26 protein-coding genes and 1 tRNA gene are annotated in these 22,930 nt (G+C 58.8%); 22 read left to right on the top strand and 5 right to left on the bottom strand.

The window, feature by feature from the left end; all coding sequences use genetic code 11:
- The first annotated feature begins 33 nt into the window (after positions 1-33).
- The 4 genes from ACP7BE_RS10555 (at position 34) to uxuA (ending at position 5,148) form a co-directional block, all read left to right on the top strand.
- On the top strand, positions 34-1,062 hold the full coding sequence (locus ACP7BE_RS10555) for a Zn-dependent oxidoreductase (RefSeq protein ID WP_426105773.1): 1,029 nt from the start codon (positions 34-36) through the stop codon (positions 1,060-1,062).
- 137 nt (positions 1,063-1,199) lie between these two features.
- A complete protein-coding gene (locus tag ACP7BE_RS10550; protein WP_095001485.1) occupies positions 1,200-2,492 on the top strand; it encodes an MFS transporter in 1,293 nt (430 codons plus the stop codon).
- 11 nt (positions 2,493-2,503) lie between these two features.
- Positions 2,504-3,955 (top strand): mannitol dehydrogenase family protein, encoded by a 1,452-nt coding sequence (locus ACP7BE_RS10545; RefSeq protein WP_095001484.1) that lies wholly within the window; start codon positions 2,504-2,506, stop codon positions 3,953-3,955.
- Positions 3,956-3,972: 17 nt separating this feature from the next.
- Positions 3,973-5,148 carry a mannonate dehydratase gene (gene uxuA, locus ACP7BE_RS10540; protein WP_095001483.1) on the top strand — a complete coding sequence of 392 codons (1,176 nt, stop codon included), beginning with the start codon at positions 3,973-3,975 and terminating at the stop codon, positions 5,146-5,148.
- An 87-nt stretch (positions 5,149-5,235) separates the two neighbouring features.
- On the opposite strand, the gene ACP7BE_RS10535 is transcribed toward uxuA, so the two are convergent.
- Positions 5,236-6,123 carry an SDR family oxidoreductase gene (locus tag ACP7BE_RS10535; RefSeq protein ID WP_095001482.1) on the bottom strand — a complete coding sequence of 296 codons (888 nt, stop codon included), beginning with the start codon at positions 6,121-6,123 and terminating at the stop codon, positions 5,236-5,238.
- Between the two features lie 117 nt (positions 6,124-6,240).
- Between ACP7BE_RS10535 and ACP7BE_RS10530 the strand changes: the two genes are divergently transcribed.
- Entirely contained in the window at positions 6,241-7,158 is a 918-nt protein-coding gene (locus tag ACP7BE_RS10530) for a LysR family transcriptional regulator (RefSeq protein ID WP_426105769.1), read from the top strand.
- Positions 7,159-7,280: 122 nt separating this feature from the next.
- On the opposite strand, the gene ACP7BE_RS10525 is transcribed toward ACP7BE_RS10530, so the two are convergent.
- Positions 7,281-7,733, bottom strand: a complete 453-nt coding sequence (locus tag ACP7BE_RS10525; RefSeq protein ID WP_016779588.1) for an Lrp/AsnC family transcriptional regulator — start codon at positions 7,731-7,733, stop codon at positions 7,281-7,283.
- 171 nt (positions 7,734-7,904) lie between these two features.
- On the opposite strand from ACP7BE_RS10525, the gene ACP7BE_RS10520 reads away from it, so the two are divergent.
- The 3 genes from ACP7BE_RS10520 to ACP7BE_RS10510 all read left to right on the top strand — a co-directional run bounded on the left by ACP7BE_RS10520 (position 7,905) and on the right by ACP7BE_RS10510 (position 9,587).
- Positions 7,905-8,522 (top strand): LysE family translocator, encoded by a 618-nt coding sequence (locus ACP7BE_RS10520; RefSeq protein ID WP_016779589.1) that lies wholly within the window; start codon positions 7,905-7,907, stop codon positions 8,520-8,522.
- A 29-nt stretch (positions 8,523-8,551) separates the two neighbouring features.
- Positions 8,552-9,112, top strand: coding sequence for a DUF924 family protein (locus ACP7BE_RS10515; protein ID WP_130871879.1), 561 nt, complete (start codon positions 8,552-8,554; stop codon positions 9,110-9,112).
- Between the two features lie 91 nt (positions 9,113-9,203).
- Positions 9,204-9,587, top strand: a complete 384-nt coding sequence (locus ACP7BE_RS10510; RefSeq protein WP_095020368.1) for a c-type cytochrome — start codon at positions 9,204-9,206, stop codon at positions 9,585-9,587.
- On the opposite strand, the gene ACP7BE_RS10505 is transcribed toward ACP7BE_RS10510, so the two are convergent.
- Positions 9,588-9,917: a hypothetical protein gene (locus ACP7BE_RS10505; protein WP_095020369.1), complete on the bottom strand. Its 330-nt coding sequence runs from the start codon at positions 9,915-9,917 to the stop codon at positions 9,588-9,590.
- 20 nt (positions 9,918-9,937) lie between these two features.
- On the opposite strand from ACP7BE_RS10505, the gene ACP7BE_RS10500 reads away from it, so the two are divergent.
- Positions 9,938-10,417, top strand: coding sequence for a hypothetical protein (locus tag ACP7BE_RS10500; RefSeq protein ID WP_426105765.1), 480 nt, complete (start codon positions 9,938-9,940; stop codon positions 10,415-10,417).
- 147 nt (positions 10,418-10,564) lie between these two features.
- Here ACP7BE_RS10500 and ACP7BE_RS10495 read toward each other — a convergent pair.
- Positions 10,565-10,649: transfer RNA gene (locus ACP7BE_RS10495), tRNA-Leu, on the bottom strand.
- A gap of 106 nt (positions 10,650-10,755) precedes the next feature.
- On the opposite strand from ACP7BE_RS10495, the gene queA reads away from it, so the two are divergent.
- The 6 genes from queA to ACP7BE_RS10465 all read left to right on the top strand — a co-directional run bounded on the left by queA (position 10,756) and on the right by ACP7BE_RS10465 (position 16,830).
- Positions 10,756-11,817: a tRNA preQ1(34) S-adenosylmethionine ribosyltransferase-isomerase QueA gene (gene queA / locus ACP7BE_RS10490; RefSeq protein WP_095025428.1), complete on the top strand. Its 1,062-nt coding sequence runs from the start codon at positions 10,756-10,758 to the stop codon at positions 11,815-11,817.
- 11 nt (positions 11,818-11,828) lie between these two features.
- Positions 11,829-12,944, top strand: a complete 1,116-nt coding sequence (gene tgt, locus ACP7BE_RS10485) for a tRNA guanosine(34) transglycosylase Tgt (RefSeq protein ID WP_083369874.1) — start codon at positions 11,829-11,831, stop codon at positions 12,942-12,944.
- A 42-nt stretch (positions 12,945-12,986) separates the two neighbouring features.
- On the top strand, positions 12,987-13,322 hold the full coding sequence (yajC, locus tag ACP7BE_RS10480) for a preprotein translocase subunit YajC (protein ID WP_095001475.1): 336 nt from the start codon (positions 12,987-12,989) through the stop codon (positions 13,320-13,322).
- 66 nt (positions 13,323-13,388) lie between these two features.
- Positions 13,389-15,257, top strand: coding sequence for a protein translocase subunit SecD (gene secD, locus ACP7BE_RS10475; protein WP_426105762.1), 1,869 nt, complete (start codon positions 13,389-13,391; stop codon positions 15,255-15,257).
- A 9-nt stretch (positions 15,258-15,266) separates the two neighbouring features.
- Positions 15,267-16,181, top strand: coding sequence for a protein translocase subunit SecF (gene secF, locus ACP7BE_RS10470; protein ID WP_095001473.1), 915 nt, complete (start codon positions 15,267-15,269; stop codon positions 16,179-16,181).
- Positions 16,182-16,302: 121 nt separating this feature from the next.
- The gene (locus tag ACP7BE_RS10465) at positions 16,303-16,830 is read left to right on the top strand and encodes a glycine zipper 2TM domain-containing protein (RefSeq protein ID WP_095001472.1); all 528 of its coding nucleotides are present in this window, start codon (positions 16,303-16,305) and stop codon (positions 16,828-16,830) included.
- 159 nt (positions 16,831-16,989) lie between these two features.
- Here ACP7BE_RS10465 and suhB read toward each other — a convergent pair whose 3' ends face one another.
- Positions 16,990-17,805: an inositol-phosphate phosphatase gene (gene suhB, locus ACP7BE_RS10460; protein ID WP_016779599.1), complete on the bottom strand. Its 816-nt coding sequence runs from the start codon at positions 17,803-17,805 to the stop codon at positions 16,990-16,992.
- 144 nt (positions 17,806-17,949) lie between these two features.
- Here suhB and trmJ point away from each other — a divergent pair, with 144 nt between their 5' ends.
- The 7 genes from trmJ (at position 17,950) to hscB (ending at position 22,887) form a co-directional block, all read left to right on the top strand.
- Positions 17,950-18,720 carry a tRNA (cytosine(32)/uridine(32)-2'-O)-methyltransferase TrmJ gene (gene trmJ, locus ACP7BE_RS10455; protein ID WP_095018331.1) on the top strand — a complete coding sequence of 257 codons (771 nt, stop codon included), beginning with the start codon at positions 17,950-17,952 and terminating at the stop codon, positions 18,718-18,720.
- Positions 18,721-18,722: 2 nt separating this feature from the next.
- Entirely contained in the window at positions 18,723-19,499 is a 777-nt protein-coding gene (cysE, locus tag ACP7BE_RS10450; protein WP_426105759.1) for a serine O-acetyltransferase, read from the top strand.
- Positions 19,500-19,726: 227 nt separating this feature from the next.
- Positions 19,727-20,218, top strand: coding sequence for a Fe-S cluster assembly transcriptional regulator IscR (gene iscR / locus ACP7BE_RS10445; RefSeq protein WP_003443378.1), 492 nt, complete (start codon positions 19,727-19,729; stop codon positions 20,216-20,218).
- 49 nt (positions 20,219-20,267) lie between these two features.
- The gene (locus ACP7BE_RS10440; protein WP_019823684.1) at positions 20,268-21,482 is read left to right on the top strand and encodes an IscS subfamily cysteine desulfurase; all 1,215 of its coding nucleotides are present in this window, start codon (positions 20,268-20,270) and stop codon (positions 21,480-21,482) included.
- 96 nt (positions 21,483-21,578) lie between these two features.
- Positions 21,579-21,965 carry a Fe-S cluster assembly scaffold IscU gene (gene iscU, locus ACP7BE_RS10435; protein ID WP_007929523.1) on the top strand — a complete coding sequence of 129 codons (387 nt, stop codon included), beginning with the start codon at positions 21,579-21,581 and terminating at the stop codon, positions 21,963-21,965.
- A gap of 68 nt (positions 21,966-22,033) precedes the next feature.
- The gene (iscA, locus tag ACP7BE_RS10430) at positions 22,034-22,357 is read left to right on the top strand and encodes an iron-sulfur cluster assembly protein IscA (RefSeq protein ID WP_016779604.1); all 324 of its coding nucleotides are present in this window, start codon (positions 22,034-22,036) and stop codon (positions 22,355-22,357) included.
- Positions 22,358-22,365: 8 nt separating this feature from the next.
- A complete protein-coding gene (hscB, locus tag ACP7BE_RS10425; RefSeq protein ID WP_150629358.1) occupies positions 22,366-22,887 on the top strand; it encodes a co-chaperone HscB in 522 nt (173 codons plus the stop codon).
- The last annotated feature ends 43 nt before the right edge of the window (positions 22,888-22,930 follow it).

Raw genomic sequence — 22,930 nt, 5'->3', positions numbered from 1 at the left:
AACGGGGCGTCATGTCCTGGCAGGAGTTACCCGATGAAAGCGTTTCAAGTAAGAGCTCCCTTTGAATTCGGCCTGGCCCAGGTCGATGTCCCGCAACTGTCTCGCAGTGAAGTCAGGGTCGACGTCGCCTATGCCGGAATCTGCGGTTCGGACCTGCACATCATTCACGGGCAAAACGCCTTTGTGCGCTTCCCTCGGATTACCGGCCATGAGTTTTCCGGAGTGGTCAGCGAAGTGGGTGCAGACGTTGCGCAGATCAAGGTCGGCGACCGTGTGTGCATCGACCCGGTGATCAGCTGCGGTACCTGCTACCCGTGCCGCATCAATCGGCCCAATGTGTGCACCCAACTGCAAGTGATCGGTGTGCACCGTGACGGTGGTTTCAGTGAGCAAGTCTGCGTGCCTGCGAGCAATGTTTATCGCCTGCCGGACACTATTTCGCTGAGCCATGCCGCGCTGGTGGAACCGTACTCCATTGCCCTTAACGTGCTGGATCGCATGCAGCCGCACCCCGGCGACAGCCTGCTGATCTACGGCGCCGGGGTGATCGGCCTGACCCTGGTGCAAATGGCCCGGGCATTGGGGCTGACCGACATTACCGTGACTGACGTGATTGACGAGCGCCTGCAAACCGCCCGCGCCCTGGGCGCCAGCCGCACCCTCAACGGCAAGGAGGTGGATGTCGAGGCGACGATGCGCGAGTTGACCCATGGCGAAGGCGTGCCACTGATTGTCGATGCTGCCTGCATCCCGGCGCTGATGCCGCAAATGGTGCGTATTGCCTCACCGGCCGGCCGTATCGGCCTGCTGGGTTTCAGCACCACGCCCACCGATCTGGTGCAGCTGGAAATGATCAAGAAAGAACTGACCCTGGTGGGATCGCGGCTCAACAACCGCAAGTTCGCGCGGGTGATTGAACTGATTGCCAGCGGCAAGTTGCAGGTTCAGGAAATGATCAGCCACCGCATCCAGTTCGATGAAATGCCGGAAGCGATTGCCCTGATCGAAAACCACCCCGAGCAGACCCGCAAGGTGCTGGTGCAACTCAACAGCGCCCTGTAGCCGTTCAGAAGCGCAGCCGCGCTGCGCTTCCGGCGGCTACAGGTCAGGCGTTACGGCTTTCGGCGTCAAGGATTCAACCGATACACGTGCCCCCAGCGGGCACCCTCACCGAATACAAAAACAAGCGGGAGGTTCCAATGTTTGGTCAAGGTCGTACCTTAGTCATCATCATGCTGTTCCTGGCAGGCGTTATTAACTACCTGGATCGCTCGGCATTGTCTGTGGCCGCCCCCTTCATCCAGAAAGACTACGGTCTGACCACGGGTGAGATGGGCATGATTTTCAGCAGTTTTTTCGTCGGCTATGCGGCATTCAACTTTATCGGCGGCTGGGCCGCTGACCGCTACGGGGCGAAAACCACACTGCTGCTGGCCATGGTGCTGTGGTCGTTGTTCAGCGGTCTGACGGTATTGACCGTCGGCTTTATGTCGCTGGTGTTTATCCGCATCCTGTTCGGCATGGGTGAAGGCCCGTTGAGCGTGACCACCAGCAAGATGGTCAACAACTGGTACACCCCCAAGCAACGGGCGCGGGCGCTGGGTTCCTCCATGTCCGGCACCCCGTTGGGGGGGGCGATTTCCGGGCCGGTAGTGGGCTTTATCGCCATCAGCTACGGCTGGAAGGTGTCGTTCATCATCATCATGCTGATTGGCCTGGTGTGGGCGGCGGTCTGGTACAAATTCGTCAAGGACAAGCCCACCGGCAAGGTTGCCGAAGAGATTGCGCAAGGCGAAGGCCAGAGCGAGATGGCGGCGCAGCCGGTGCACCCGCTGCGTTACTACCTCAAGCAGCCGACCGTGCTGTTCACCTCGCTGGCGTTCTTTTCGTACAACTACACACTGTTCTTCTTTCTGACCTGGTTCCCCAGCTACCTGACGATGGCCCACGGCCTCAACGTTAAAGAGATGAGTATCGCCACGGTCATTCCATGGTTGCTGGGCTTCCTCGGTTTGGCACTGGGCGGTTTCATTTCCGACTTCGTGTTCAAGAAAACCGGGCGGATGATGTTTTCACGCAAAGTGGTACTGGTGACCTGTCTGCTGGCCTGTGCCGTGTGCATCGGCCTTGCCGGGCTCGTCACCACCCTGTACCCGGCCGTGATTCTGGTGGCCCTGGCGGTGTTCTTTCTGTACCTCACCGGTGCCATTTACTGGGCAATCATCCAGGACACGGTACCTGCTGCCCGCGTCGGCGGAGTCAGTGGCTTCATGCATTTTCTGGCCAACACCTCGGGCATTATCGGTCCGACCCTGACCGGCTTCCTGGTGCAGTTCACTGGTTCGTTCACCAGCGCCTTCCTGTTGGCCGGTGTGCTGACCATCATCGGTGCAGTATGTGTAGCGCGCTATGTCAAACCACTGCCGGTGATCGATGAAGCCGTACCACCAGCAGGCAGCGTCTTGCCGGCTGCCGCCCTGAGCCATCCTTGAGGAGCCTGTCGATGCCTGTGATTCAACCAGTACCCGCAGTGGCCGCAGCAGCTGAAATCGGGATCGTGCATCTGGGCCTGGGGGCGTTTCATCGTGCTCACCAGGCGGTCTATCTGCAACGCCATCACAACCGTCACGGTGAGGGTCCGTGGGGGTTGTGCAGCGCCAACCTGCGTTCCAACCGGACCCTGGTAGAGCAGTTGCGCGAGCAGCAATGCCGTTACTCGGTGGCCGAGTATCGTGACCGCGAGCAGGTGACGTTGCGCGAGATCACGGTATTGCGTGAGGCCCTGTACGCCGGTGATGGCGGCGCGGAACTGGAGCAGCTGTTGCAGCGCATGGCCGATCCGCAGACACGGATTGTGACCCTGACGGTTACCGAAAAAGGTTATTGCCTGAGTCCGGCCACTGGCCAGTTACGCCTGCAAGACCCGGGCGTTATCCACGACCTTGCCCACCCGCAAGCACCACGTACGGCACCGGGGATTGTGCTGGAGGCCCTGCGCCGCCGGTTCCAGGCGGGTGTCCCGGCCTTTACCGTGCTGTGCTGCGACAACATGCCGGACAACGGCCAGCGCACCCGTCAGGCGGTCATGGGGTTGGCGGTTAAAGGCAGTGAGCTGGCGCTTTGGATCGGGCAGCACGTGGCATTCCCCGGTTGCATGGTCGACCGCATTGTTCCGGCCATGGATGCGCAGGCGTTCAGCGACCTGCAGCAGCTTGGCTGCCAGGACCCCGCGGCAGTGGTGTGTGAAAGCTTCAGCCAGTGGGTGATCGAGGATCACTTCCCCCAGGGGCGCCCGGACTGGGAGCTGGACGGCGTGCAGATGGTCGCGGATGTACGGCCGTTCGAGACCATGAAGCTGCGCATGCTCAACGGCAGCCATTCGCTGCTGGCCTATATCGGTTTGCTGGCGGGCCACGAGACAGTATTCGAGGCCATCAGCGATCCTGATTTGCTGTTGTTTATCCAGCGCTATATGGCCCAAGAGGCCGCACCGACGCTGGATATGCCGGCGCAGATCGACGTAACGAGTTATGGCCGTGACCTGTGCGCGCGGTTTGCCAATGACAGCCTGCAACACCGGTTGCGCCAGATCGCCATGGATGGTTCGCAAAAACTGCCGCAGCGCTGGCTCCAGGGTGCACAGGCACTGCTTGAAGCGGGGCGCGACGTTGACTGTATCGCGCTGGGGGTTGCAGCCTGGATTCACTACTGCACCCGGCCTTTGCCGGGCCGTGAAGCCCATGTGGTCGATGATCCGCTAAGCGCCACGTTTGCCGATCTGGCGGGCAGCCTTGACGGGGCACAGCGCGTCGATGCCTTTCTCGATCTGGAGCAGGTATTCCCGCTCACGCTGTCGGCGCGGCCGGCCTTTCGCGATGCGGTGCAGCGCGCTTACAGCGCCATTGAGCAGGCCGGTATGACGGCTCAGCTAAAAACTTTTGCAGCACATAACTAACAAGAAGGGAGATAGACATGGAACAGACTTGGCGCTGGTTTGGCCCCCAGGATCCGATTTCACTGGCAGATGTGCGCCAGACCGGAGCCACCGGGATTGTCACTGCCTTGCACGACATCCCCAATGGCCAGGTATGGCCGGTGGCAGCGATTGCGGCACGCAAGCAGATGATCGAAGACGCTGGCCTGACCTGGTCGGTGGTGGAAAGCATCCCGGTGCACGAAGACATCAAGCGCGGCTGTGGTCGCCGTGACGAGTACATCGCCAACTATCAGCAAAGCGTGCGCAATCTGGCGAGTTGCGGCATCGATATCGTCTGCTACAACTTTATGCCGGTGCTGGACTGGACCCGCACCGACCTGGCTTGGGAGATGGATGACGGTGGCTGGGCCCTGCGTTTTGACCAGACCGCCTTTGCCGCATTTGACCTGTTTATCCTCCAGCGCCCGGAGGCGCAGGCCGAGTACAGTGCCGAGGATATCGCGCAAGCCAGGGCCTACTTTGAAAAGCTGACCCCCGAGCAAAATACCAGCCTGGTCAACACGCTGATTGCCGGTCTGCCTGGCGCAGAAGAGCACTACAGCCTGGAAGATTTCCGCGCCTTGCTGCGCACCTACGCCGAGATCGACGAGGCGAAGTTGCGTGAGCACCTGGGGCATTTCTTGCGTGAAGTGATTCCGGTCGCAGAGGAAGTGGGTGTGCGCATGGCCATCCACCCGGACGATCCGCCGCGGGCGTTGCTGGGCCTGCCGCGTATCCTGTCGACTGCCGCAGATGCGCAATGGTTGCTGGATGCCGCGCCAAGCCCGGCCAATGGCCTGACTTTTTGCACCGGGTCTTATGGCGTGCGTGAAGACAATGATCTGGTGGCGATGGCCAAACAGTTTGCGCCCTTCATCTACTTCACCCACCTGCGCTCGACCCGCCGCGAGGCCGATCCGCGCAGCTTCCACGAAGCCCATCACCTGGGAGGTGATGTGGACATGGTCGGGGTGATCGGTGCACTGGTGGCCGAGGATCTGCGCCGTGAACGTGAGGGCGGCCCGCGCTTGCCGCTGCGCCCGGACCACGGTCACCAGTTGCTCGATGACCAGCACCGCAAGAGCAACCCGGGTTATTCGCTGATCGGTCGCCTCAAAGGCCTGGCCGAGATTCGCGGGGTGGAAATGGCGATGCGCGAGCAACTGGCGTGACACCGTTTGCCTTGCACAGCTGACCTGTAGCCGCTGCCGCAGGCTGCGCGCCCCATCGCAGCCTGTGGCAGCGGCGACAGGGATGAATCAATAGGCAAACACCTTGCGGTGCTTTTGCACGAAGTCTTCCCAGCGCACCGGCTGGCGCCCGGTGATCTGGCTGAAATTGTCGAAGGTTTCTTCAACCCCGGGAATTTGCCCGGCGGCCATGCGCGTGAAATTGTCCTGTACGCAGGTCATATAAGCCATTTCTGCACCTGCCGCGCGCATGTTCTGCACAAATACGTCCGGTGACTGTGCGTCATAACGAAATGGCTGGCCCAGCAGGCGGGTCATGATCGCGGCGATATCGCCATAGGACTGTACGTCGTAGCCCAGTCGATAGGTCTGACCTGCATGCTTTTGCGGGTGCAACAAAGCTTGTGCGGCCACCCGGGCCACATCTTCGCCGTCAACCCAGCTGAACCGCGTATCACCGGTGTACTGCTCGATCACTCCGTTGATGACTGCGCGGGTGCCATCGTAGCTGAGCAGGTTTTGCATAAAGCACTCGGGACGCAAATGGGTAAACGAGAAACCGGACCACTCGATATAACGTTCTACAAACTGGTGCCAGGCCCAGTGGCCGATGGTGGTGTCGTCCCGCCCGCAGGCACCCAGATGCACCAAATGCTGCACGCCGGATTTTTTCGCCTGGTCGATGAATGCCTTGCTCTGGCGCAGCATGTCCACGGTGTAGCCGGTGACCAGTAGGGCGCGGTCGATACCCTCCAGCGCCGGGGCCAGGGTGTGTTCCTGGTCGAAATCCATGATCACGGTGCGAATGCCCTGTGCAGTAAATGGCTGGGCCTTGGCGTGGGAGCGCACGGCCGCGACCAGGGTAATGGTCTTGTCAGCCAGCAGGTTGCGCAGGGTGTCGCCGCCGATCTGGCCGGTGGCGCCGGTGATTAAAACGGTGGGTTTGTGCGAAGTCATAAATACGCCTGATGCTTGAGTAAGTTCGTGGTGTAAAAGCTTACTGGGGAACTGCTGGCGTATTTAGGATGCCTTTTATCTAATAAGATGAACTGAATTCACTAATGAGGGCCGTGCATGTTTGCTTCCGAGCGCCTGAAAGGTATCGATGTATTTGTCTGTGTCGCCGACTCGGGCAGCTTCAGGGCTGCTGCCGAGCGTTTGAACCTGACGGCCTCGGCGATCAGCAAGGGCATAGCCCGGCTGGAAGGCAGGCTTGGGGTGCGCTTGTTCCAGCGCACCACGCGGCGCTTGGCATTGACCGATGCCGGAGCGGCTTTTTACCGGACCTGTACCGGGGTTCTGGCCGAACTGGAGGAGGCCGAACTGGCCATGCAGGCCGACAATGCCGAGCCGCAGGGCAGGATCCGCATTGACTTGCCGGCGGCCTTCGGGCGTTTGCAGGCGTTGCCGGTGATTTTGCAGTTTGTGCAAAAACACGCACTGCTGCTGCCGCATATTTCGTTCTCCGACCGCTTTATCGACCCGGTCGAAGAGGGCGTGGATATTGTCGTGCGGGTCGGTGGGGCAGATATCTGGCCAGCGGCGCTGGAGCATCGTTTTCTGGGGCGTGAGCGGCATGTGTTCTGTGCTGCGCCGGCTTATCTGAACATTCACGGCACGCCTGTGACCGACCGCGATCTGGAGCATCACCAGTGTGTGGCCTATGGGCGGGCCGACGGCACGGTCAGCCCCTGGAACTTCGCAGGCAGCCGCCCCGGAGAGATAGAGCGCCGGGTGATGCCCGCCAGGTACATCGTAGGAGATGGTGAAGGGCAAGTGATGACGGTGCTGGCGGGATGCGGCATCGCCCAACTGCCTACCTGGCTGATCAAGCAGCATCTGGCTGATGGTTCACTGGTGCAGGTGCTGCCGCATCTGGCGAGCGAGGGGCTGGCGATCAACCTGGTGTGGCCAAAAAGCCGCAAGGCCCTGCCCAAGATCAGTGCTTTGCTTGATGCCCTGACCGTCGGGCTGATGCCGTTGGCGGATTAATTGGCGGGTTGCACTCGTCCTGTGGGAGCGGGCTTGCTCGCGATTGGATCACTGCGGTTTTACAGTGACAGCGCATCGCCTGCATCGCAGGCAAGCCAGCTCCCATCTGTTTTTATGCCGCCTCACAACGGCAGCATCCGGTCCTGAATAACCCGCTTCATTACCAGCGTGGACGTCAGGCGTTGCACGTTGGGTAGTGAGGTCAGGCGCTCATCGTAGAGCTGCTGGAACGCCGGCAGGTCGGCGGCGACCACATGCAGCAGGTAGTCCGGGTCACCAAACAGCCTTTGTGCGTCGACGATCTGCGAGGTCTCGATCACTGCCGCTTCAAAATCGGCAATCGCCTGACGGGTCACTTCGCGCAGGGTGACAAACACCATGGCGGAAAAGTTAAGTCCCAGCTCACTCGGCGCCAGCAGGGCGCGATAACCAAGGATCACGCCTGAGTCTTCCAGCGCCCGAACCCGCCGATGGCAAGGGGAGAGGCTCAAACCCACCCGATCTGCCAGTTCAGTGAGGGAAAGTCGGCCATCGGCTTGCAGTTGCGCAAGAATATTTCTGTCAATGCGATCCATATGGAAGAACCTTCCTGGGTTTTGGCTTTTTATTAGGATAAACGAAAGATAATCCTGGCGGCATTTGCTTATTCTTCTTTTGCCCGCTGACACATTTTCAGGTGGCGGCGGCGAGGGGGCTTGTGGCCCATCTCTCATCATCAAAGTTCCAGTGTAGAAAGGAAATGTCCCGTGACTCTCAGCGTCCTGGCCGCGTTTTGGGCGGTATCGTTCTTGTTTATCATCACCCCCGGCGCAGACTGGGCCTATGCGATTTCAGCGGGCATGCGCGGGCGGCTGGTGACGCCAGCGGTGGCGGGTATGCTCTCGGGGCATTTGCTGGCAACGGTGATTGTGGCGGCGGGCGTGGGCGGGCTGGTGGCGCGCAATCCGATGATCCTCAGCGTGCTGACGGTTGCGGGGGCGCTGTATTTGCTCTGGCTGGGTGTGTGCATGCTCAGGGATCCCGCAACCCCCCAGTCCGGGCAGGGGCAGGCGTCTGATTCATGGTCGCGCTGGGCGTGGAAGGGGTTGTGTGTCAGCGGCCTCAACCCCAAGGTGCTGCTGTTGTTTCTGGCGCTTTTGCCGCAGTTCACCGACCCGCTGTCGAATTGGTCGATACCGACACAGATCATTGCCCTGGGCGGGCTGCATGCGGTCAGTTGTGCGCTGGTGTATCTGGCGGTGGGTTTCAGTGCCCACGCCGTGTTGCGCACCCGGCCAGGTGCTGCAAAGAATGTCAGCCGGGTATCGGGGGCGATAATGATCCTGATTGCGGTGGTGCTGCTGGCGGAGCAGGCCTACAGTTGAGGCTTGGCCAACAACCTGAGGAATAAACTGTGGCAGCGACCGGGAAGGATCAGCAAATAACACCGCAGGCGGTAATCGAGTTCTGGAAACAGGCTGGCCCCAGGCACTGGTTTGCCAAGGATGAAGCCTTCGATACCTTGTTTCGCGACACTTTCTACAGCGCCCACTTCCTGGCGGCCAGTCGCAAGTTGGAGCACTGGCTGGCGCAACCTGAAGGCGCCCTGGCGTTGCTGTTGCTGCTGGACCAGTACCCGCGCAATGCCTTTCGTGGAACCGCACATATGTTTGCCACCGACTCGCTGGCGCGCTTTTATGCCCGGGAGATGATCAATGGCGGTATGGACAAGGCGTTCGAGGCCGACTTGCGAGTGTTCTGTTATTTGCCGTTCGAGCATTCCGAAGACAGTGCCGACCAACAGCTGTCCCTGCAACTGCACCACAGTCTTGGGCCGCAAGCCAGCGTCTGGGCTGAAGAACACGCCGTGATCATCCAGCGTTTTGGGCGTTTCCCCCATCGCAATCATGTGCTGGGGCGCGATACCAGCGTGGAGGAACGTACGTTTCTGGATGAAGGCGGGTTTGCCGGGTAAGCCCTGTCTTGACCACCAGCAAGGTGTAACCGCTGGCGGGCAGGCATAATTGCCGCCTGAGCCTGAACACCCTTACCTGATGGAGTGACCGATGAAGTACCCAGCCTTGTTGATCCTTAGCCTTTGTGCCGCGCTGTTGAGTCACGGCGCGATAGCTGCAGGGGATGCCGAAGCGGGGGGCAGGCTGTTCACCAAAACCTGTGGCGGCTGCCACAGCATCGGCGAAAACGCCCGCAATGGTTTTGGTCCGCAACTCAATGGTGTGATCGGACGGCTGGCCGGCACCAGCGAGGGCTACCAGTATTCCGACGCCATGAAAAACTCAGGTGTTGTATGGACGCGGGAAAAACTGGCGGCCTATATAGAAGCACCGAAAAAAGTGGTGAGCGGCACGCGGATGATCTTTTGGGGCATCAGCGATCAAGAGAAGATCGACAATCTGCTGGCCTATATCGAGTCCGTCCAGGGGCAGTGATTACTGCACGTCCTTGAGGTAATCCTTGAGCGTCAGCAGCGCCGGGTGCATTTGCTCCGGGGTCTGCGCACTGCTGAAACCGGCGGCCAGCTTTTGCAGTTCGCGGCCCATGACCGTTTGCGCGCCGCCCAGGGCGTCCAGCGCCAGTGCCACACAGCGCTCGATTTTATCCTGGATGGCGTCGATATCGCCCTTGCGCAGGTCAAAGGCAAAGACATCGCGTTGATAGTCGCTCATGGCCGGGTCGTCGCGCAAAATCGGGCTCGAACCTTCGGACTCGTACGCCAGCTTGAGTGCATAAAGGGCGACTGATTCCAGTGGCAATTCCATCGACAAGATCCTCTACGTTGATGCCGGGCGGCGATCATCGCTTTTCTGCTGGCGAAAAAAAAGGCCAAGGGGCAGCACAAGAGGCTTGCGGTGATACCCTCCGGTTTTTTCAGGGAAGGAAGATGAACATGCGCAAGACAGCGTCAGCCCTGGTAGCTGCAATGGGCTTGCTCGCAGCGGGCGGAGCCGGGGCCTGGACCATGAAGGACGGCGTTATCCAGTTCAGTAACGGCGAAGTGTCTTATTGCGACGGCTGGGCACTTGATGCGGCCTCAATCATGTTGAGTCGACAGGAGGGCAGGCCCGTAGATTATGTCTACGATGCCTACCATGAGCCTTCAGACATCACCAGGAAGATGCGCGTGCTGTTTGTGCGCGATGCCCAGGCATACCCGATAGAAGATACAAAAGAAAAAAAATGGGCTGCTGCAGAAAAGTTCAGCAACAAGGTGAAGGGGCAGTGCTTCAAATCCTATATCGAGCGCGTTCCGCAATCTTGAGCGCCATAACCTGTGGGTGATGGGGGTACGGGCTGAGGGCAAGCAGGTCAGCCCGGGCGGGACAAATCGCAGGCACAAAAAAACCGGCGCGGTGGCCGGTTTCTCTGTGTATCCAGGGTGCATTGAGCGGCACCTTGAATCTATGTTTGGTGCCCCGAGGGAGAATCGAACTCCCACTTCTTTCGAAAACGGATTTTGAATCCGCCGCGTCTACCAATTCCGCCATCAGGGCTCAATGGCGGCGAAGTATAGAGATGAGGTTTAGGTCGGTCAACAACTTATTGGTCTATTTTTGCCAAGTCCGTTAAACTCCCCGGCCCTGCTAGACGAAACCTATCATGCGCGTTGCTGACTTTACTTTCGAACTCCCTGATTCGCTCATCGCACGCCATCCTTTGGCGGAGCGCCGCAACAGTCGCCTGCTGACCCTGGACGGGGAGAGCGGCGTACTGGCACATCGTCAATTCACTGATTTGCTTGAACATTTGCGTCCAGGCGATTTGATGGTGTTTAACAATACCCGGGTGATTCCGGCCCGTCTGTTTGGCCAGAAGGCCTCGGGCGGCAAGCTGGAAATTCTGGTTGAGCGGGTGCTCGACAGCCACCGCGTGCTGGCCCATGTGCGTTCCAGCAAGTCGCCAAAACCCGGGTCGAAGATCCTGATTGATGGCGGTGGCGAAGCCGAGATGCTGGCGCGTCACGATGCGCTGTTCGAGCTGGGCTTTGCCGAAGAGGTATTGCCGCTGCTGGATCGTGTCGGGCATATGCCATTGCCGCCCTATATCGACCGCCCGGACGAAGGTTCAGACCGCGAGCGCTATCAAACGGTCTACGCCCAGCGCCTGGGTGCCGTCGCGGCGCCAACGGCAGGGCTGCACTTTGATGAGCCGCTGATGCAGGCCATCGCCGCCAAAGGCGTCGAGACGGCATTCGTGACCTTGCACGTGGGCGCGGGTACATTCCAGCCGGTGCGGGTCGAGCGTCTTGAAGATCACCATATGCACACCGAATGGCTCGAAGTGGGCCAGGATGTGGTCGATGCCGTGGCTGCATGCCGTGCGCGCGGCGGACGGGTGATCGCCGTGGGTACCACCAGCGTGCGTTCGCTGGAAAGTGCCGCGCGTGATGGCGTGCTCAAGCCGTTCAGTGGCGATACCGATATCTTTATCTTCCCCGGTCGACCCTTTCATGTGGTTGACGCGCTGGTGACCAATTTCCATCTGCCGGAATCCACGCTGCTGATGCTGGTTTCGGCATTCGCCGGTTATCCCGAAACCATGGCGGCCTACAAGGCTGCGGTTGAGCATGGGTACCGCTTCTTTAGTTACGGTGATGCAATGTTCATCACCCGCAATCCTGCGCCGACGGCTCCAGCCCCGGCCCCAGAGGATCAAGCATGAGCAACTGTCGTATGTCCTTCGAGCTGCTGGCCACTGATGGCAAGGCTCGTCGCGGTCGTTTGACCTTCCCCCGTGGTGTGGTTGAAACCCCAGCGTTCATGCCGGTCGGTACTTACGGTACGGTCAAGGGCATGCTGCCCCGCGATATCGAAGCGATCGGCGCGCAGATGATTTTGGGCAATACCTTCCACCTGTGGCTGCGCCCAGGCACTGAAGTCATCAAAAAACACGGCGACCTGCACGATTTCATGAAGTGGCAGGGCCCGATCCTGACCGACTCCGGCGGTTTCCAGGTGTTCAGCCTGGGCGCCATGCGCAAGATCAAGGAAGAAGGTGTGACCTTCGCTTCGCCGGTAGATGGTGCCAAGGTGTTCATGGGCCCCGAAGAGTCGATGCAGGTCCAGCGCGATCTGGGCTCTGACGTGGTGATGATTTTCGACGAATGCACCCCGTACCCGGCCGATGAAGACACTGCCCGTGTCTCCATGGAGCTGTCGTTGCGCTGGGCGCAGCGCTCCAAGAATGCCCATGGCGACAACACGGCGGCACTGTTCGGTATCGTTCAGGGCGGCATGCACCAGAACCTGCGCGAGCGCTCGCTCGAAGGCCTGAACAAGATCGGCTTCGACGGCCTGGCCATCGGCGGTTTGTCGGTAGGCGAGCCCAAGCACGAAATGATCAAGGTGCTGGATTACCTGCCGGCGATGATGCCTGCTGACAAACCTCGTTACCTTATGGGGGTTGGCAAGCCGGAAGATCTCGTTGAGGGTGTGCGCCGCGGTGTGGACATGTTCGATTGCGTGATGCCAACCCGCAATGCCCGCAATGGGCATCTGTTTATCGACACGGGTGTCATCAAGATCCGCAACGCGTTCCATCGCCATGATGATTCGCCGCTGGATCCGACCTGCGATTGCTACACCTGCCAGAACTTCTCCCGCGCTTATCTGCATCACCTGGACAAGTGCGGCGAAATGCTGGGTAGCATGCTCAATACCATCCATAATTTGCGCCACTATCAGGTGCTCATGGCTGGTTTGCGCGAGGCTATTCAACAGGGTACATTGGCCACCTTTGTCGACGCCTTCTATGCCAAGCGCGGGCTGCCTGTGCCGCCCTTGGACTGAGTTTCGGACCTTTAAGAAACAACATTGCAACTGGAGTGCTTAATGAGCTTTTTCATCTCTTCCGCTTTCGCGGACGCTGCTGCACCTGCTGCTGCCCCAATGGGTGGCGGTTTTGAATGGATCTTCCTGGTCGGCTTCCTGGTCATCTTCTACCTGATGATCTGGCGTCCACAGGCCAAGCGCGCTAAAGAGCAGAAAGCCCTGTTGGGTAACCTGCAAAAAGGCGACGAAATCGTGACCACTGGCGGCATCGCCGGCAAAATCGTCAAGGTTTCCGATGCTTTTGTTGTCATCGAAGTGTCTGACACTGTCGAGCTGAAAATTCAGAAAGGCTCGGTTGCAGCCACGTTGCCTAAAGGCACGCTGAAAGCGATCTAAGTTTCAACTTTCAACAATCGACGGGGCGCGCAAGGCGCCCCGCGTTTTAAGCGGGCGGCGTGATTGATGCTGAACAAATACCCTCTGTGGAAATACATACTGATCCTGGCAGTGCTGGCGATCGGTTTTATTTATTCCGCTCCCAATCTGTACCCTGATGATCCGGCCATTCAAGTGTCGGGTGCGAGCACGGCCCTGCAGGTCACTCAAGCTGATCTGGATCGCGCAAGCAAGGCGCTGAAGGATGCAGGCATTGAAGTCAAGGGTGCTTCCCTGGCCCAGAACGGCAAAGGTGGTTTGCTGCGCCTGGTCAAGAAAGACGACCAGTTGCCAGCCAAGGATGTTGTACGCAAGGCTCTGGGTGACGATTATGTCGTAGCGCTCAACCTGGCACAGACCACGCCACAATGGTTGCGCAGTCTGGGTGCTCACCCGATGAAACTGGGTCTGGACTTGTCGGGCGGTGTGCACTTCCTGCTGGAAGTGGACATGGACAAAGCTGTCGATGCACGCATGAAAGTGTACGAGAGCGATGTCAAAAGCCTGTTGCGTAAAGAAAAAGTGCGTTATCGCAGCCTGCCGCAACTCAACGGTGCCATTCAGTTGGGCTTCACTGATGAAGCTGTCCGTGAGCAAGCGCGTAGCCTGATCCGTAAAAGCTTCAATGATTTCGACATTACCGCTGCAGACCTGAACGGTCAGCCGGTTCTGCGTCTGGCGATGACCCCGGCCAAGCTGGCGGAAATCCGTGAATATTCCATCAAGCAAAACCTGACAACCGTCCGTAACCGGGTCAACGAGTTGGGTGTTGCCGAGCCTCTGGTTCAGCGTCAGGGTGCCAACCGCATCGTGGTTGAGCTGCCGGGCGTGCAAGACACCGCCGAAGCCAAGCGTATCCTGGGCAAGACGGCCAACCTTGAGTTCCGTCTGGCGGCCGAGCCGGGCGCTTCCAAAGCGACGTCCGAAACTTTCGAGTTCCGTGAAGGTAACCGTCCTGGCGCGCAAATCGAGCGTGGTCTGATCATCACCGGTGACCAGGTGACCGATGCTCAGGCAGGCTTTGATGAGCACGGCCGTCCACAGGTGAACATCAAGCTAGATGGTCACGGTGGCGAGCTGATGAGTCGTTCGACGCGCAGCAACGTTGGTCGCAGCATGGCGGTAATCTTCATCGAGCAGAAGCCGGTGACGACTTACACCAAGCAAGTGGTTGACGGTGTCGAGAAGGACGTACCGGTTCAGTCGTTCAAAGAAGAGAAGAAGATCATCAGCCTGGCGACCATCCAGTCGCCGCTGGGCAGTCAGTTCCGGATTACCGGTCTGAATGGCCAGGGTGAGGCTTCCGAGCTGGCACTGCTGTTGCGTGCCGGTGGTCTGGCCGCGCCAATGTACTTCGCTGAAGAGCGCACCATTGGCCCGAGCCTGGGTGCTGACAACATTACCAAGGGTGTCGATGCATCGCTGTGGGGCATGTTGTTCGTGTCGATCTTCATTATCGCCATCTACCGTTTCTTCGGTGTGATCGCGACGGTGGCACTGGCGGGCAACATGGTCTTGCTGCTGGCGCTGATGTCGGTGCTGGGTGCAACCCTGACCCTGCCGGGCATTGCCGGTATCGTGTTGACGATGGGTATGGCGGTCGATGCCAACGTACTGATCTTCTCGCGTATACGTGAAGAGCTGGCCAATGGCATGACACCGCAGCGGGCGATCAACGAAGGTTTCAACCGTGCCTTTACCGCCATCGTTGACTCCAACCTGACAACCCTGCTGGTCGGCGGGATCCTCTTCGCCATGGGTACCGGGCCGGTTAAAGGCTTCGCGGTGACCATGTCGCTGGGTATCTTTACCTCGATGTTCACGGCCATTATGGTCACCCGCGCACTGGTCAACCTGGTGTATGGCGGTCGGGACTTCAAGAAGTTGTGGATTTAAGGGGCTGCCATGTTACGTACAATCAACTTCATGGGCGTTCGCAACGTAGCGTTCGGCGTCACTGTACTGCTTACCGTGCTGGCCTTGTTCAGCATGTTCCACAAGGGCATGAACTACGGCCTGGACTTCACCGGCGGTACGCTTATCGAGCTGACCTACGAGAAGCCGGCTGATCTGACCAAGGTGCGTAACGAGCTGGTTTCGGCCGGCTTCCACGATGCCGTGGTGCAGAGCTTTGGTGCCACCACCGACTTGCTGGTGCGTATGCCCGGCGATGATCCGTTGCTGGGCAACAAGGTAGCGGCTGCGCTGGGTCAGGCAGATACCAGCAATCCGGCGGTGATCAAGCGCGTCGAGTTCGTTGGCCCGCAGGTGGGTGAAGAGCTGCGCGACCAGGGTGGCCTCGGCATGCTGATGGCGCTGGGCGGCATCATGCTTTACCTGGCCTTCCGCTTTCAGTGGAAGTTCGCTGTCGGCGCGATCGTGTCCCTGGTTCACGACGTGATCGTGACCATGGGCGTGCTGTCGTGGTTCCAGATCACCTTCGACCTGACGGTATTGGCGGCGGTGCTGGCGATCATCGGTTACTCGCTCAACGACACCATTGTGGTATTTGACCGGGTGCGCGAGAACTTCCGGGTTCTGCGCAAGGCCAGCCTGATCGACAACATCAATATCTCGACCACGCAAACCTTGCTGCGCACCATGGCGACATCGATCTCCACCTTGCTGGCCATTGCCGCATTGCTGATTTTCGGTGGCGACAACCTGTGGGGCTTCTCGATTGCCCTGTTCGTGGGTGTTCTGGCGGGTACTTATTCGTCGATCTACATCGCCAACGTGGTGCTGATCTGGCTGAATCTCAGTGCAGAGGATCTGATCCCGCCTGCGGCGAGTGAGAAGGAAGTCGATGATCGTCCATAACCAATAGTTATCGACGACTGTCACCTAAAAGGCGCGAGTTATTGAACTCGCGCCTTTTTTTGTGCTCCAACTCCAGGATTGGTGTGGGACTGTTCCCACTTAAGATGGTCTGGAGGTTCACGTGAACAAGTCATTGCTGGTGGGTGCTGTACTGGGTGCTGTCGGTGTTACAGCCGGTGGTGCTTTTGCCACTTACAGCTTGGTGAAAGGCCCTGAGTCTGCGCAGGTGCTGGCCGTTGTGCCGGTCAACCAGCAGATCAAAACGCCGCGTGAGGTGTGCAAGGATGTGACTGTGACGCGTCAGGCGCCGGTCAAGGATCAGCATCAGATTGTCGGCAGCGTGATTGGTGCTGTCGCCGGCGGCTTGCTGGGTAATCAGGTGGGCGGCGGTAACGGCAAAAAGATCGCGACGGTTGCCGGTGCGGTGGGTGGCGGTTATGCCGGTAACAAGGTGCAGGAAGGCATGCAGGAGCGTGATACCTACACCACGACCCAGACGCGTTGCAACACGGTCAATGACATCAGCAGCAAGGTCGTCGGCTATGACGTGCGCTATTCGCTCAATGGCAAGGAAGGCAAGGTGCGTATGGATCACGAACCGGGCAATGAAATTGCCGTGGACAAGGAAGGCAAGCTGATCCTGAATTAAATTCTTGTGGGAGCGGGCTTGCTCGCGATGCAGGCAGCTCGGTCTGTCAGGCAAATCGCGGTGATGCTATCGCGGGCAAGCCCGCTCCCACAGGGTGGGGTAATTGCAAGGCCAAAAAAAAGCACCCCGAAGGGTGCTTTTTTTGTCTGCGGTATTCGCTTAGCGTTTCAGCGAGGTTGGCAGGTGAGGCTGGATTGCAGTCAGGACAGCTTTGAAGCACTTGGTGTTACCGGCAACGATATGACCTTTTTCAAGGAAATCGTGGCTACCGGTAAAGTCGCTGACCAGGCCGCCTGCTTCTTGAATCAGCAGTGCGCCTGCAGCCATGTCCCACTCGGACAGGCCCGACTCCCAGAATGCATCGAAACGACCTGCAGCCACGTAGGCCAGATCCAGGCTGGCAGCGCCTGCGCGACGGATGCCGGCAGTCTGGCCAACCAGGCTGCGGAACATGCCCAGGTAGTTGTCCAGGTTGTCCATCTGGTTGTCACGGAACGGGAACCCGGTACCCAGCAGGGCGCCTTCCAGGCTGGTACGACCGCTAACACGCAGGCGGCGACCGTTCAGTTGGGCGCCACGGCCACGGCTGGCGGTGAATTCTTCCTGGCGAACCGGGTCAAGAACCACTGCGTGCTCAAGGCGGCCGCGGTATTTGCAGGCGATGCTGACGGCGAAGTGTGGAACGCCGCGCAGGAAGTTGGTGGTGCCATCCAGTGGGTCAATGATCCACAGGTAGTCTTCACCTTCACCGCTGCCTGGGTGCATGCCGGTTTCTTCACCGAGGATGCCGTGCGTCGGGTAAGCCTTGCGCAGGGCGTCGATGATTTTCTGTTCAGCAGCACGATCGACTTCAGAGACGTAATCCTTGGCGTCTTTTTCGTCAACCTTGATGGTATCCAGGCGCTCGATGGAGCGGAAAATCAATTCACTGGCGCTGCGGGCGGCGCGCAGCGCGATATTCAGCATGGGCTGCATGGACGTTTCACCTAAGGTTGTTAAAGAAAGCCGAATATTCTATCAGAAAACTTTGGTAGATGAAGGTTTGCGTTAGCTTTCGTAGCTTATGACGTTTTGCTTAGGTAAGATTTGCTCCCTTTTGCTGGTCTGTGAGCGCTTCCTTTGCTGCCTAATATTCGTGTCGTTCTGGTCAATACCAGCCATCCCGGGAACATCGGCGGTGCTGCGCGTGCCATGAAAAACATGGGGTTGTCGCGGCTGGTTCTGGTTGAGCCGAGGGTGTTCCCGCACCATGAGGCCGATGCGCGCGCCTCGGGCGCCGGTGACATTCTGGAAAATGCACAGGTTGTCGCGACCCTTGAAGATGCCCTGGTGGGCTGCAATCTGGTGCTGGGTACCAGTGCCCGCGACCGTCGTATCCCCTGGCCGCTGCTGGATCCGCGCGAGTGCGGGCAGAAAGTGGTTGCAGAGGCGGCCCAGGGTGCGGAAATCGCGCTGGTGTTCGGTCGTGAAGACTCCGGTCTGACCAATGACGAGTTGCAGCGTTGTCACTTCCATGTGCATATCCCCTCTGATCCCGAATTCAGTTCCCTGAACCTCGGCGCGGCCGTGCAGGTGCTCAGCTACGAGATCCGCATGGCCTGGCTGGCGGCCCAGGGGCAGCCGAGCAAGATCGAGAAAGAAGAGGTGGCGTCCACCAAGAGTGGCGAGCTGGCCACCATGGATGAGCTGGAGCGCTTTTATGAGCATCTGGAGCAAACCCTGGTAGCTATCGAGTTCATGGATCCGGAAAAGCCGCGCCACCTCATGGCGCGTCTGCGTCGGCTCTACGGTCGCAGTGCTGTCAGTCGTGCCGAGATGAATATTTTGCGTGGCATTCTCACCGAAACCCAAAAAGCAGCCCGTGGCGAGCTGCTCAAGCGCAAGGATTAATGATGTTCGAGCGTCTGCGTGAAGATATCCAAAGTGTGTTTCACCGTGATCCTGCAGCCCGTAATGCTTTTGAAGTGCTGACGTGCTACCCGGGGATGCATGCGATCTGGATTCACCGCTTGTCGGCGCTGTTGTGGCAGGCTGGCTGGAAGTGGCTGGCTCGTCTGGTGTCCAACTTCGGGCGCTGGCTGACCGGGATTGAAATTCACCCGGGGGCCAAGGTCGGGCGTCGTTTCTTTATTGATCACGGGATGGGTATCGTGATTGGTGAAACCGCCGAAATCGGGGATGACGTGACCCTGTATCAGGGTGTGACCCTGGGGGGTACGAGCTGGAACAAGGGCAAGCGCCACCCCACTCTGGAAAATGGTGTCGTGGTAGGGGCGGGCGCCAAGGTGTTGGGGCCGTTCACTGTCGGGGCGGGGGCCAAGGTCGGTTCCAATGCGGTTGTGACCAAGGCTGTGCCGCCGGGCGCGACCGTAGTGGGTATTCCGGGGCGCATCATTATCAAGAATGACGATGAAACCGAGGCCAAGCGCAAGGCAATGGCTGAGAAAATCGGTTTTGACGCATACGGTGTCAGTGAAGATATGCCGGATCCGGTGGCGCGGGCCATTGGCCAGTTGCTGGATCATCTGCAGGCGGTCGATGGCAAGCTGGATGGTATGTGTGGCGCGCTCAAGGATTTGGGCAGCCCTTACTGTGCGAAAGAACTACCTGAGCTGCGCGAAGAAGACTTCGCCTGCGTCAAGGGCAAGGATGAAAGCGCGGCGGTGTGAGGCTCGTGGTCTGAATTAACTGTGGGAGCGGGCTTGCTCGCGATGGCGCCATCGCGAGCAAACCCGCTCCCACAAGATGTGTGTCATGTGCCATTACGCCGCAGACCCTGCTACAATGCGCGCGCTCTTTTGCGGGTAATCCCGACTAAAGTACTAGGTCTAATAGTTGACTTAAATAGTCGGGAATAGCATACTCGCTTCCATTCCGAATTCCGTGGTACCTGTCCATGAGACTGACTACAAAAGGCCGTTACGCCGTAACTGCAATGCTCGATTTGGCGTTGCACGCACAGCACGGGCCGGTGTCCCTGGCCGATATTTCCGAGCGCCAAGGCATCTCGCTTTCCTACCTTGAGCAACTGTTTGCCAAATTGCGCCGCAGCAGTCTGGTTTCCAGTGTGCGTGGCCCGGGTGGCGGCTATCAGCTGTCACGCGACATGCAGGGCATCCAGGTAGCTCAGGTGATCGATGCCGTGAACGAGTCCGTCGATGCCACGCGTTGCCAGGGCCTTGGCGACTGCCATGCCGGCGACACCTGCCTGACCCACCACCTGTGGTGCGACCTCAGCCTGCAAATACACGATTTTCTCAGCGGTATCAGCTTGGCTGACCTTGTCACTCGCCGTGAGGTACAAGAAGTAGCCCAGCGTCAGGATCAGCGCCGCTGTAATGGCAAGGCGCCGCACCTGGATAAGATCGAAGCGTCCGCCGTCGAGTGATTGCATAAAAACGACGGTGCGCCAGCCAGCCTGATTTAGGAGATAGTCCATGAAGTTGCCAATTTACCTCGATTACTCAGCCACTACCCCGGTTGATCCGCGTGTTGCTCAAAAAATGAGCGACTGCTTGCTGGTTGACGGGAACTTCGGTAACCCGGCTTCGCGCTCTCACGTGTTCGGCTGGAAAGCTGAAGAAGCGGTTGAGAACGGGCGTCGTCAGGTTGCTGACCTGGTTAACGCTGACCCCCGTGAAATTGTCTGGACCTCCGGTGCGACCGAGGCCAACAACCTGGCAATCAAAGGTGCAGCGCACTTCTATGCCACCAAGGGCAAGCACCTGATCACCGACAAGATCGAGCACAAGGCCGTTCTCGACACCATGCGTCAGCTTGAGCGTGAAGGCTTTGAAGTGACCTATATCGAGCCGGGCACCGATGGCCTGGTAACGCCGGCCATGGTTGAGGCCGCGATGCGCGACGACACCATCCTGGTTTCGATCATGCACGTGAACAACGAAATCGGCACCATCAACGATATCGCTGCCATTGGTGAGCTGACTCGCTCGCGCGGCGTGTTGTTCCATGTCGATGCGGCACAGTCCACCGGCAAGGTTGAAATCGACCTGGCCAAGCTGAAGGTCGACATGATGTCGTTCTCGGCGCACAAAACCTACGGCCCTAAAGGCATCGGCGCACTGTACGTAAGCCGCAAGCCTCGGGTGCGTATTGAAGCAGCCATGCACGGCGGCGGTCACGAGCGCGGCATGCGTTCGGGTACCCTGGCCACCCACCAGATCGTGGGCATGGGCGAAGCGTTCCAGATCGCCAAAGAAGAAATGGCTGCAGAGAACATCCGTATCAAGGCGTTGAGCGACCGTTTCTTCAAGCAGGTTGAACACCTTGAAGAACTGTACGTCAACGGCAGCATGGTCCACCGCGTTCCGCACAACCTGAACCTGAGCTTCAACTACGTTGAAGGCGAGTCGCTGATCATGGCGCTCAAGGATCTGGCTGTGTCGTCCGGTTCGGCCTGTACTTCTGCTTCCCTCGAGCCGTCCTACGTATTGCGCGCCCTGGGCCGCAATGACGAGCTGGCTCACAGCTCCATCCGCTTTACCTTCGGCCGTTTCACCACCGAAGAAGAAATCGATTACGCCGCGCAGAAGGTTTGCGAGGCTGTTACCAAGCTGCGCGCCCTGTCGCCGCTGTGGGACATGTACAAAGACGGCATCGACATCTCGAAAATCGAATGGGCGGCGCACTAACAATTTAAGTCGCCGTAAGTAGACGCTGTAAGCGCAGCGAACAGCAGCTTTTACAGCGTCTCAAGAGCGACTCTCTGATGAGTGAGGATTAGTACCATGGCTTACAGCGAAAAGGTCATCGACCACTACGAAAACCCGCGCAACGTCGGCAAGATGAACGCGGAAGACCCGGATGTCGGCACCGGCATGGTCGGCGCCCCTGCGTGCGGCGACGTAATGCGCCTGCAAATCAAGGTCAACGAACAGGGCATCATTGAAGATGCCAAGTTCAAGACCTATGGTTGCGGTTCGGCAATCGCTTCCAGCTCCCTGGCGACCGAGTGGATGAAAGGCAAGACTCTGGATGAAGCAGAGACCATCAAGAACACTCAGCTGGCTGAAGAACTGGCTTTGCCGCCGGTAAAAATTCACTGCTCGGTACTCGCTGAAGACGCCATCAAGGCTGCTGTTCGCGATTACAAGCAGAAGAAAGGTTTGATCTGATCCGTACTGCTTGCGCCCGCAAGTGGCGCAGGCAAGGTGAAGAAACTGGCAAAAGGTAAGGAGTCACGATGGCTATCAGCATGACAGAAGCGGCTGCGCGACACATTCGCCGCTCCCTTGATGGGCGCGGCAAAGGTGAGGGGATTCGTCTGGGTGTTCGCACCACGGGCTGTTCCGGTCTTGCCTATGTGCTGGAGTTTGTCGATGAAGTAGGTGAAGAAGACCAGGTCTTCGAAACCCATGGCGAAAAAGTGATCATTGATCCGAAAAGCCTGACCTATCTTGACGGCACCGAACTGGATTTCGTCAAGGAAGGCCTCAATGAGGGCTTCAAGTTCAATAACCCTAACGTGCGCGGTGAATGTGGCTGCGGCGAAAGCTTCAATATCTGAGGCTGATCGTGGGTACTCCTTGTCATTTTGCTTTGTTTGAGCTGCAACCGGGTTTCAATCTGGACCTCGATCAGCTGGCTGTGCGCTATCGAGAGCTGGCGCGTGGTGTTCACCCGGATCGGTTTGCCGATGCTTCCGAGCGCGAGCAGCGCCTGGCGCTGGAGCAGTCCGCCAGCCTCAATGAGGCCTACCAGACGCTCAAAAGCCCTGCCAAGCGTGCGCGTTACCTGCTTGCGCTGAAGGGGAGCGAGTTGCCGCTGGAAGTCACGGTGCACGATCCCGAGTTCCTGATGCAGCAGATGCAGTGGCGCGAAGAACTTGAAGATTTGCATGACAGCGCCGATATGGCCGGTATTGCAGCATTCAAGCGTCGACTGAAAGTCGCTCAGGAACACCTGAACGACAGCTTCGCAGCGTGTTGGGATGATGCTGCGCAGCGTGAGCAGGCTGAACGCCTGATGCGCCGCATGCAGTTCCTCGACAAGCTAACTTACGAAGTGCGCCAGCTAGAAGAGCGCCTCGACGATTAACTCCGTGCTTCCCTGATGGCACGCCTGATTACAGATAAGTCCT

It is taken from the genome of Pseudomonas sp. TWR1-1-3 (assembly GCF_049896805.1).
Classification (GTDB): domain Bacteria; phylum Pseudomonadota; class Gammaproteobacteria; order Pseudomonadales; family Pseudomonadaceae; genus Aquipseudomonas; species Aquipseudomonas bubulae.
The sequence above is the reverse complement of the archived record's forward strand: the minus strand, read 5'-3'. Positions and strand labels throughout refer to the sequence as shown.

Coding starts and splice junctions, on each gene's coding strand:
- ACP7BE_RS10555 (WP_426105773.1), top strand. CDS start 34: ATGAAAGCGTTTCAAGTAAGAGCTCCCTTTGAATTCGGCCTGGCCCAG.
- ACP7BE_RS10550 (WP_095001485.1), top strand. CDS start 1,200: ATGTTTGGTCAAGGTCGTACCTTAGTCATCATCATGCTGTTCCTGGCA.
- ACP7BE_RS10545 (WP_095001484.1), top strand. CDS start 2,504: ATGCCTGTGATTCAACCAGTACCCGCAGTGGCCGCAGCAGCTGAAATC.
- uxuA (WP_095001483.1), top strand. CDS start 3,973: ATGGAACAGACTTGGCGCTGGTTTGGCCCCCAGGATCCGATTTCACTG.
- ACP7BE_RS10535 (WP_095001482.1), bottom strand. CDS start 6,123: ATGACTTCGCACAAACCCACCGTTTTAATCACCGGCGCCACCGGCCAG.
- ACP7BE_RS10530 (WP_426105769.1), top strand. CDS start 6,241: ATGTTTGCTTCCGAGCGCCTGAAAGGTATCGATGTATTTGTCTGTGTC.
- ACP7BE_RS10525 (WP_016779588.1), bottom strand. CDS start 7,733: ATGGATCGCATTGACAGAAATATTCTTGCGCAACTGCAAGCCGATGGC.
- ACP7BE_RS10510 (WP_095020368.1), top strand. CDS start 9,204: ATGAAGTACCCAGCCTTGTTGATCCTTAGCCTTTGTGCCGCGCTGTTG.
- ACP7BE_RS10505 (WP_095020369.1), bottom strand. CDS start 9,917: ATGGAATTGCCACTGGAATCAGTCGCCCTTTATGCACTCAAGCTGGCG.
- ACP7BE_RS10500 (WP_426105765.1), top strand. CDS start 9,938: ATGCCGGGCGGCGATCATCGCTTTTCTGCTGGCGAAAAAAAAGGCCAA.
- queA (WP_095025428.1), top strand. CDS start 10,756: ATGCGCGTTGCTGACTTTACTTTCGAACTCCCTGATTCGCTCATCGCA.
- tgt (WP_083369874.1), top strand. CDS start 11,829: ATGTCCTTCGAGCTGCTGGCCACTGATGGCAAGGCTCGTCGCGGTCGT.
- yajC (WP_095001475.1), top strand. CDS start 12,987: ATGAGCTTTTTCATCTCTTCCGCTTTCGCGGACGCTGCTGCACCTGCT.
- secD (WP_426105762.1), top strand. CDS start 13,389: ATGCTGAACAAATACCCTCTGTGGAAATACATACTGATCCTGGCAGTG.
- secF (WP_095001473.1), top strand. CDS start 15,267: ATGTTACGTACAATCAACTTCATGGGCGTTCGCAACGTAGCGTTCGGC.
- suhB (WP_016779599.1), bottom strand. CDS start 17,805: ATGCAGCCCATGCTGAATATCGCGCTGCGCGCCGCCCGCAGCGCCAGT.
- cysE (WP_426105759.1), top strand. CDS start 18,723: ATGTTCGAGCGTCTGCGTGAAGATATCCAAAGTGTGTTTCACCGTGAT.
- iscR (WP_003443378.1), top strand. CDS start 19,727: ATGAGACTGACTACAAAAGGCCGTTACGCCGTAACTGCAATGCTCGAT.
- ACP7BE_RS10440 (WP_019823684.1), top strand. CDS start 20,268: ATGAAGTTGCCAATTTACCTCGATTACTCAGCCACTACCCCGGTTGAT.
- iscU (WP_007929523.1), top strand. CDS start 21,579: ATGGCTTACAGCGAAAAGGTCATCGACCACTACGAAAACCCGCGCAAC.
- iscA (WP_016779604.1), top strand. CDS start 22,034: ATGGCTATCAGCATGACAGAAGCGGCTGCGCGACACATTCGCCGCTCC.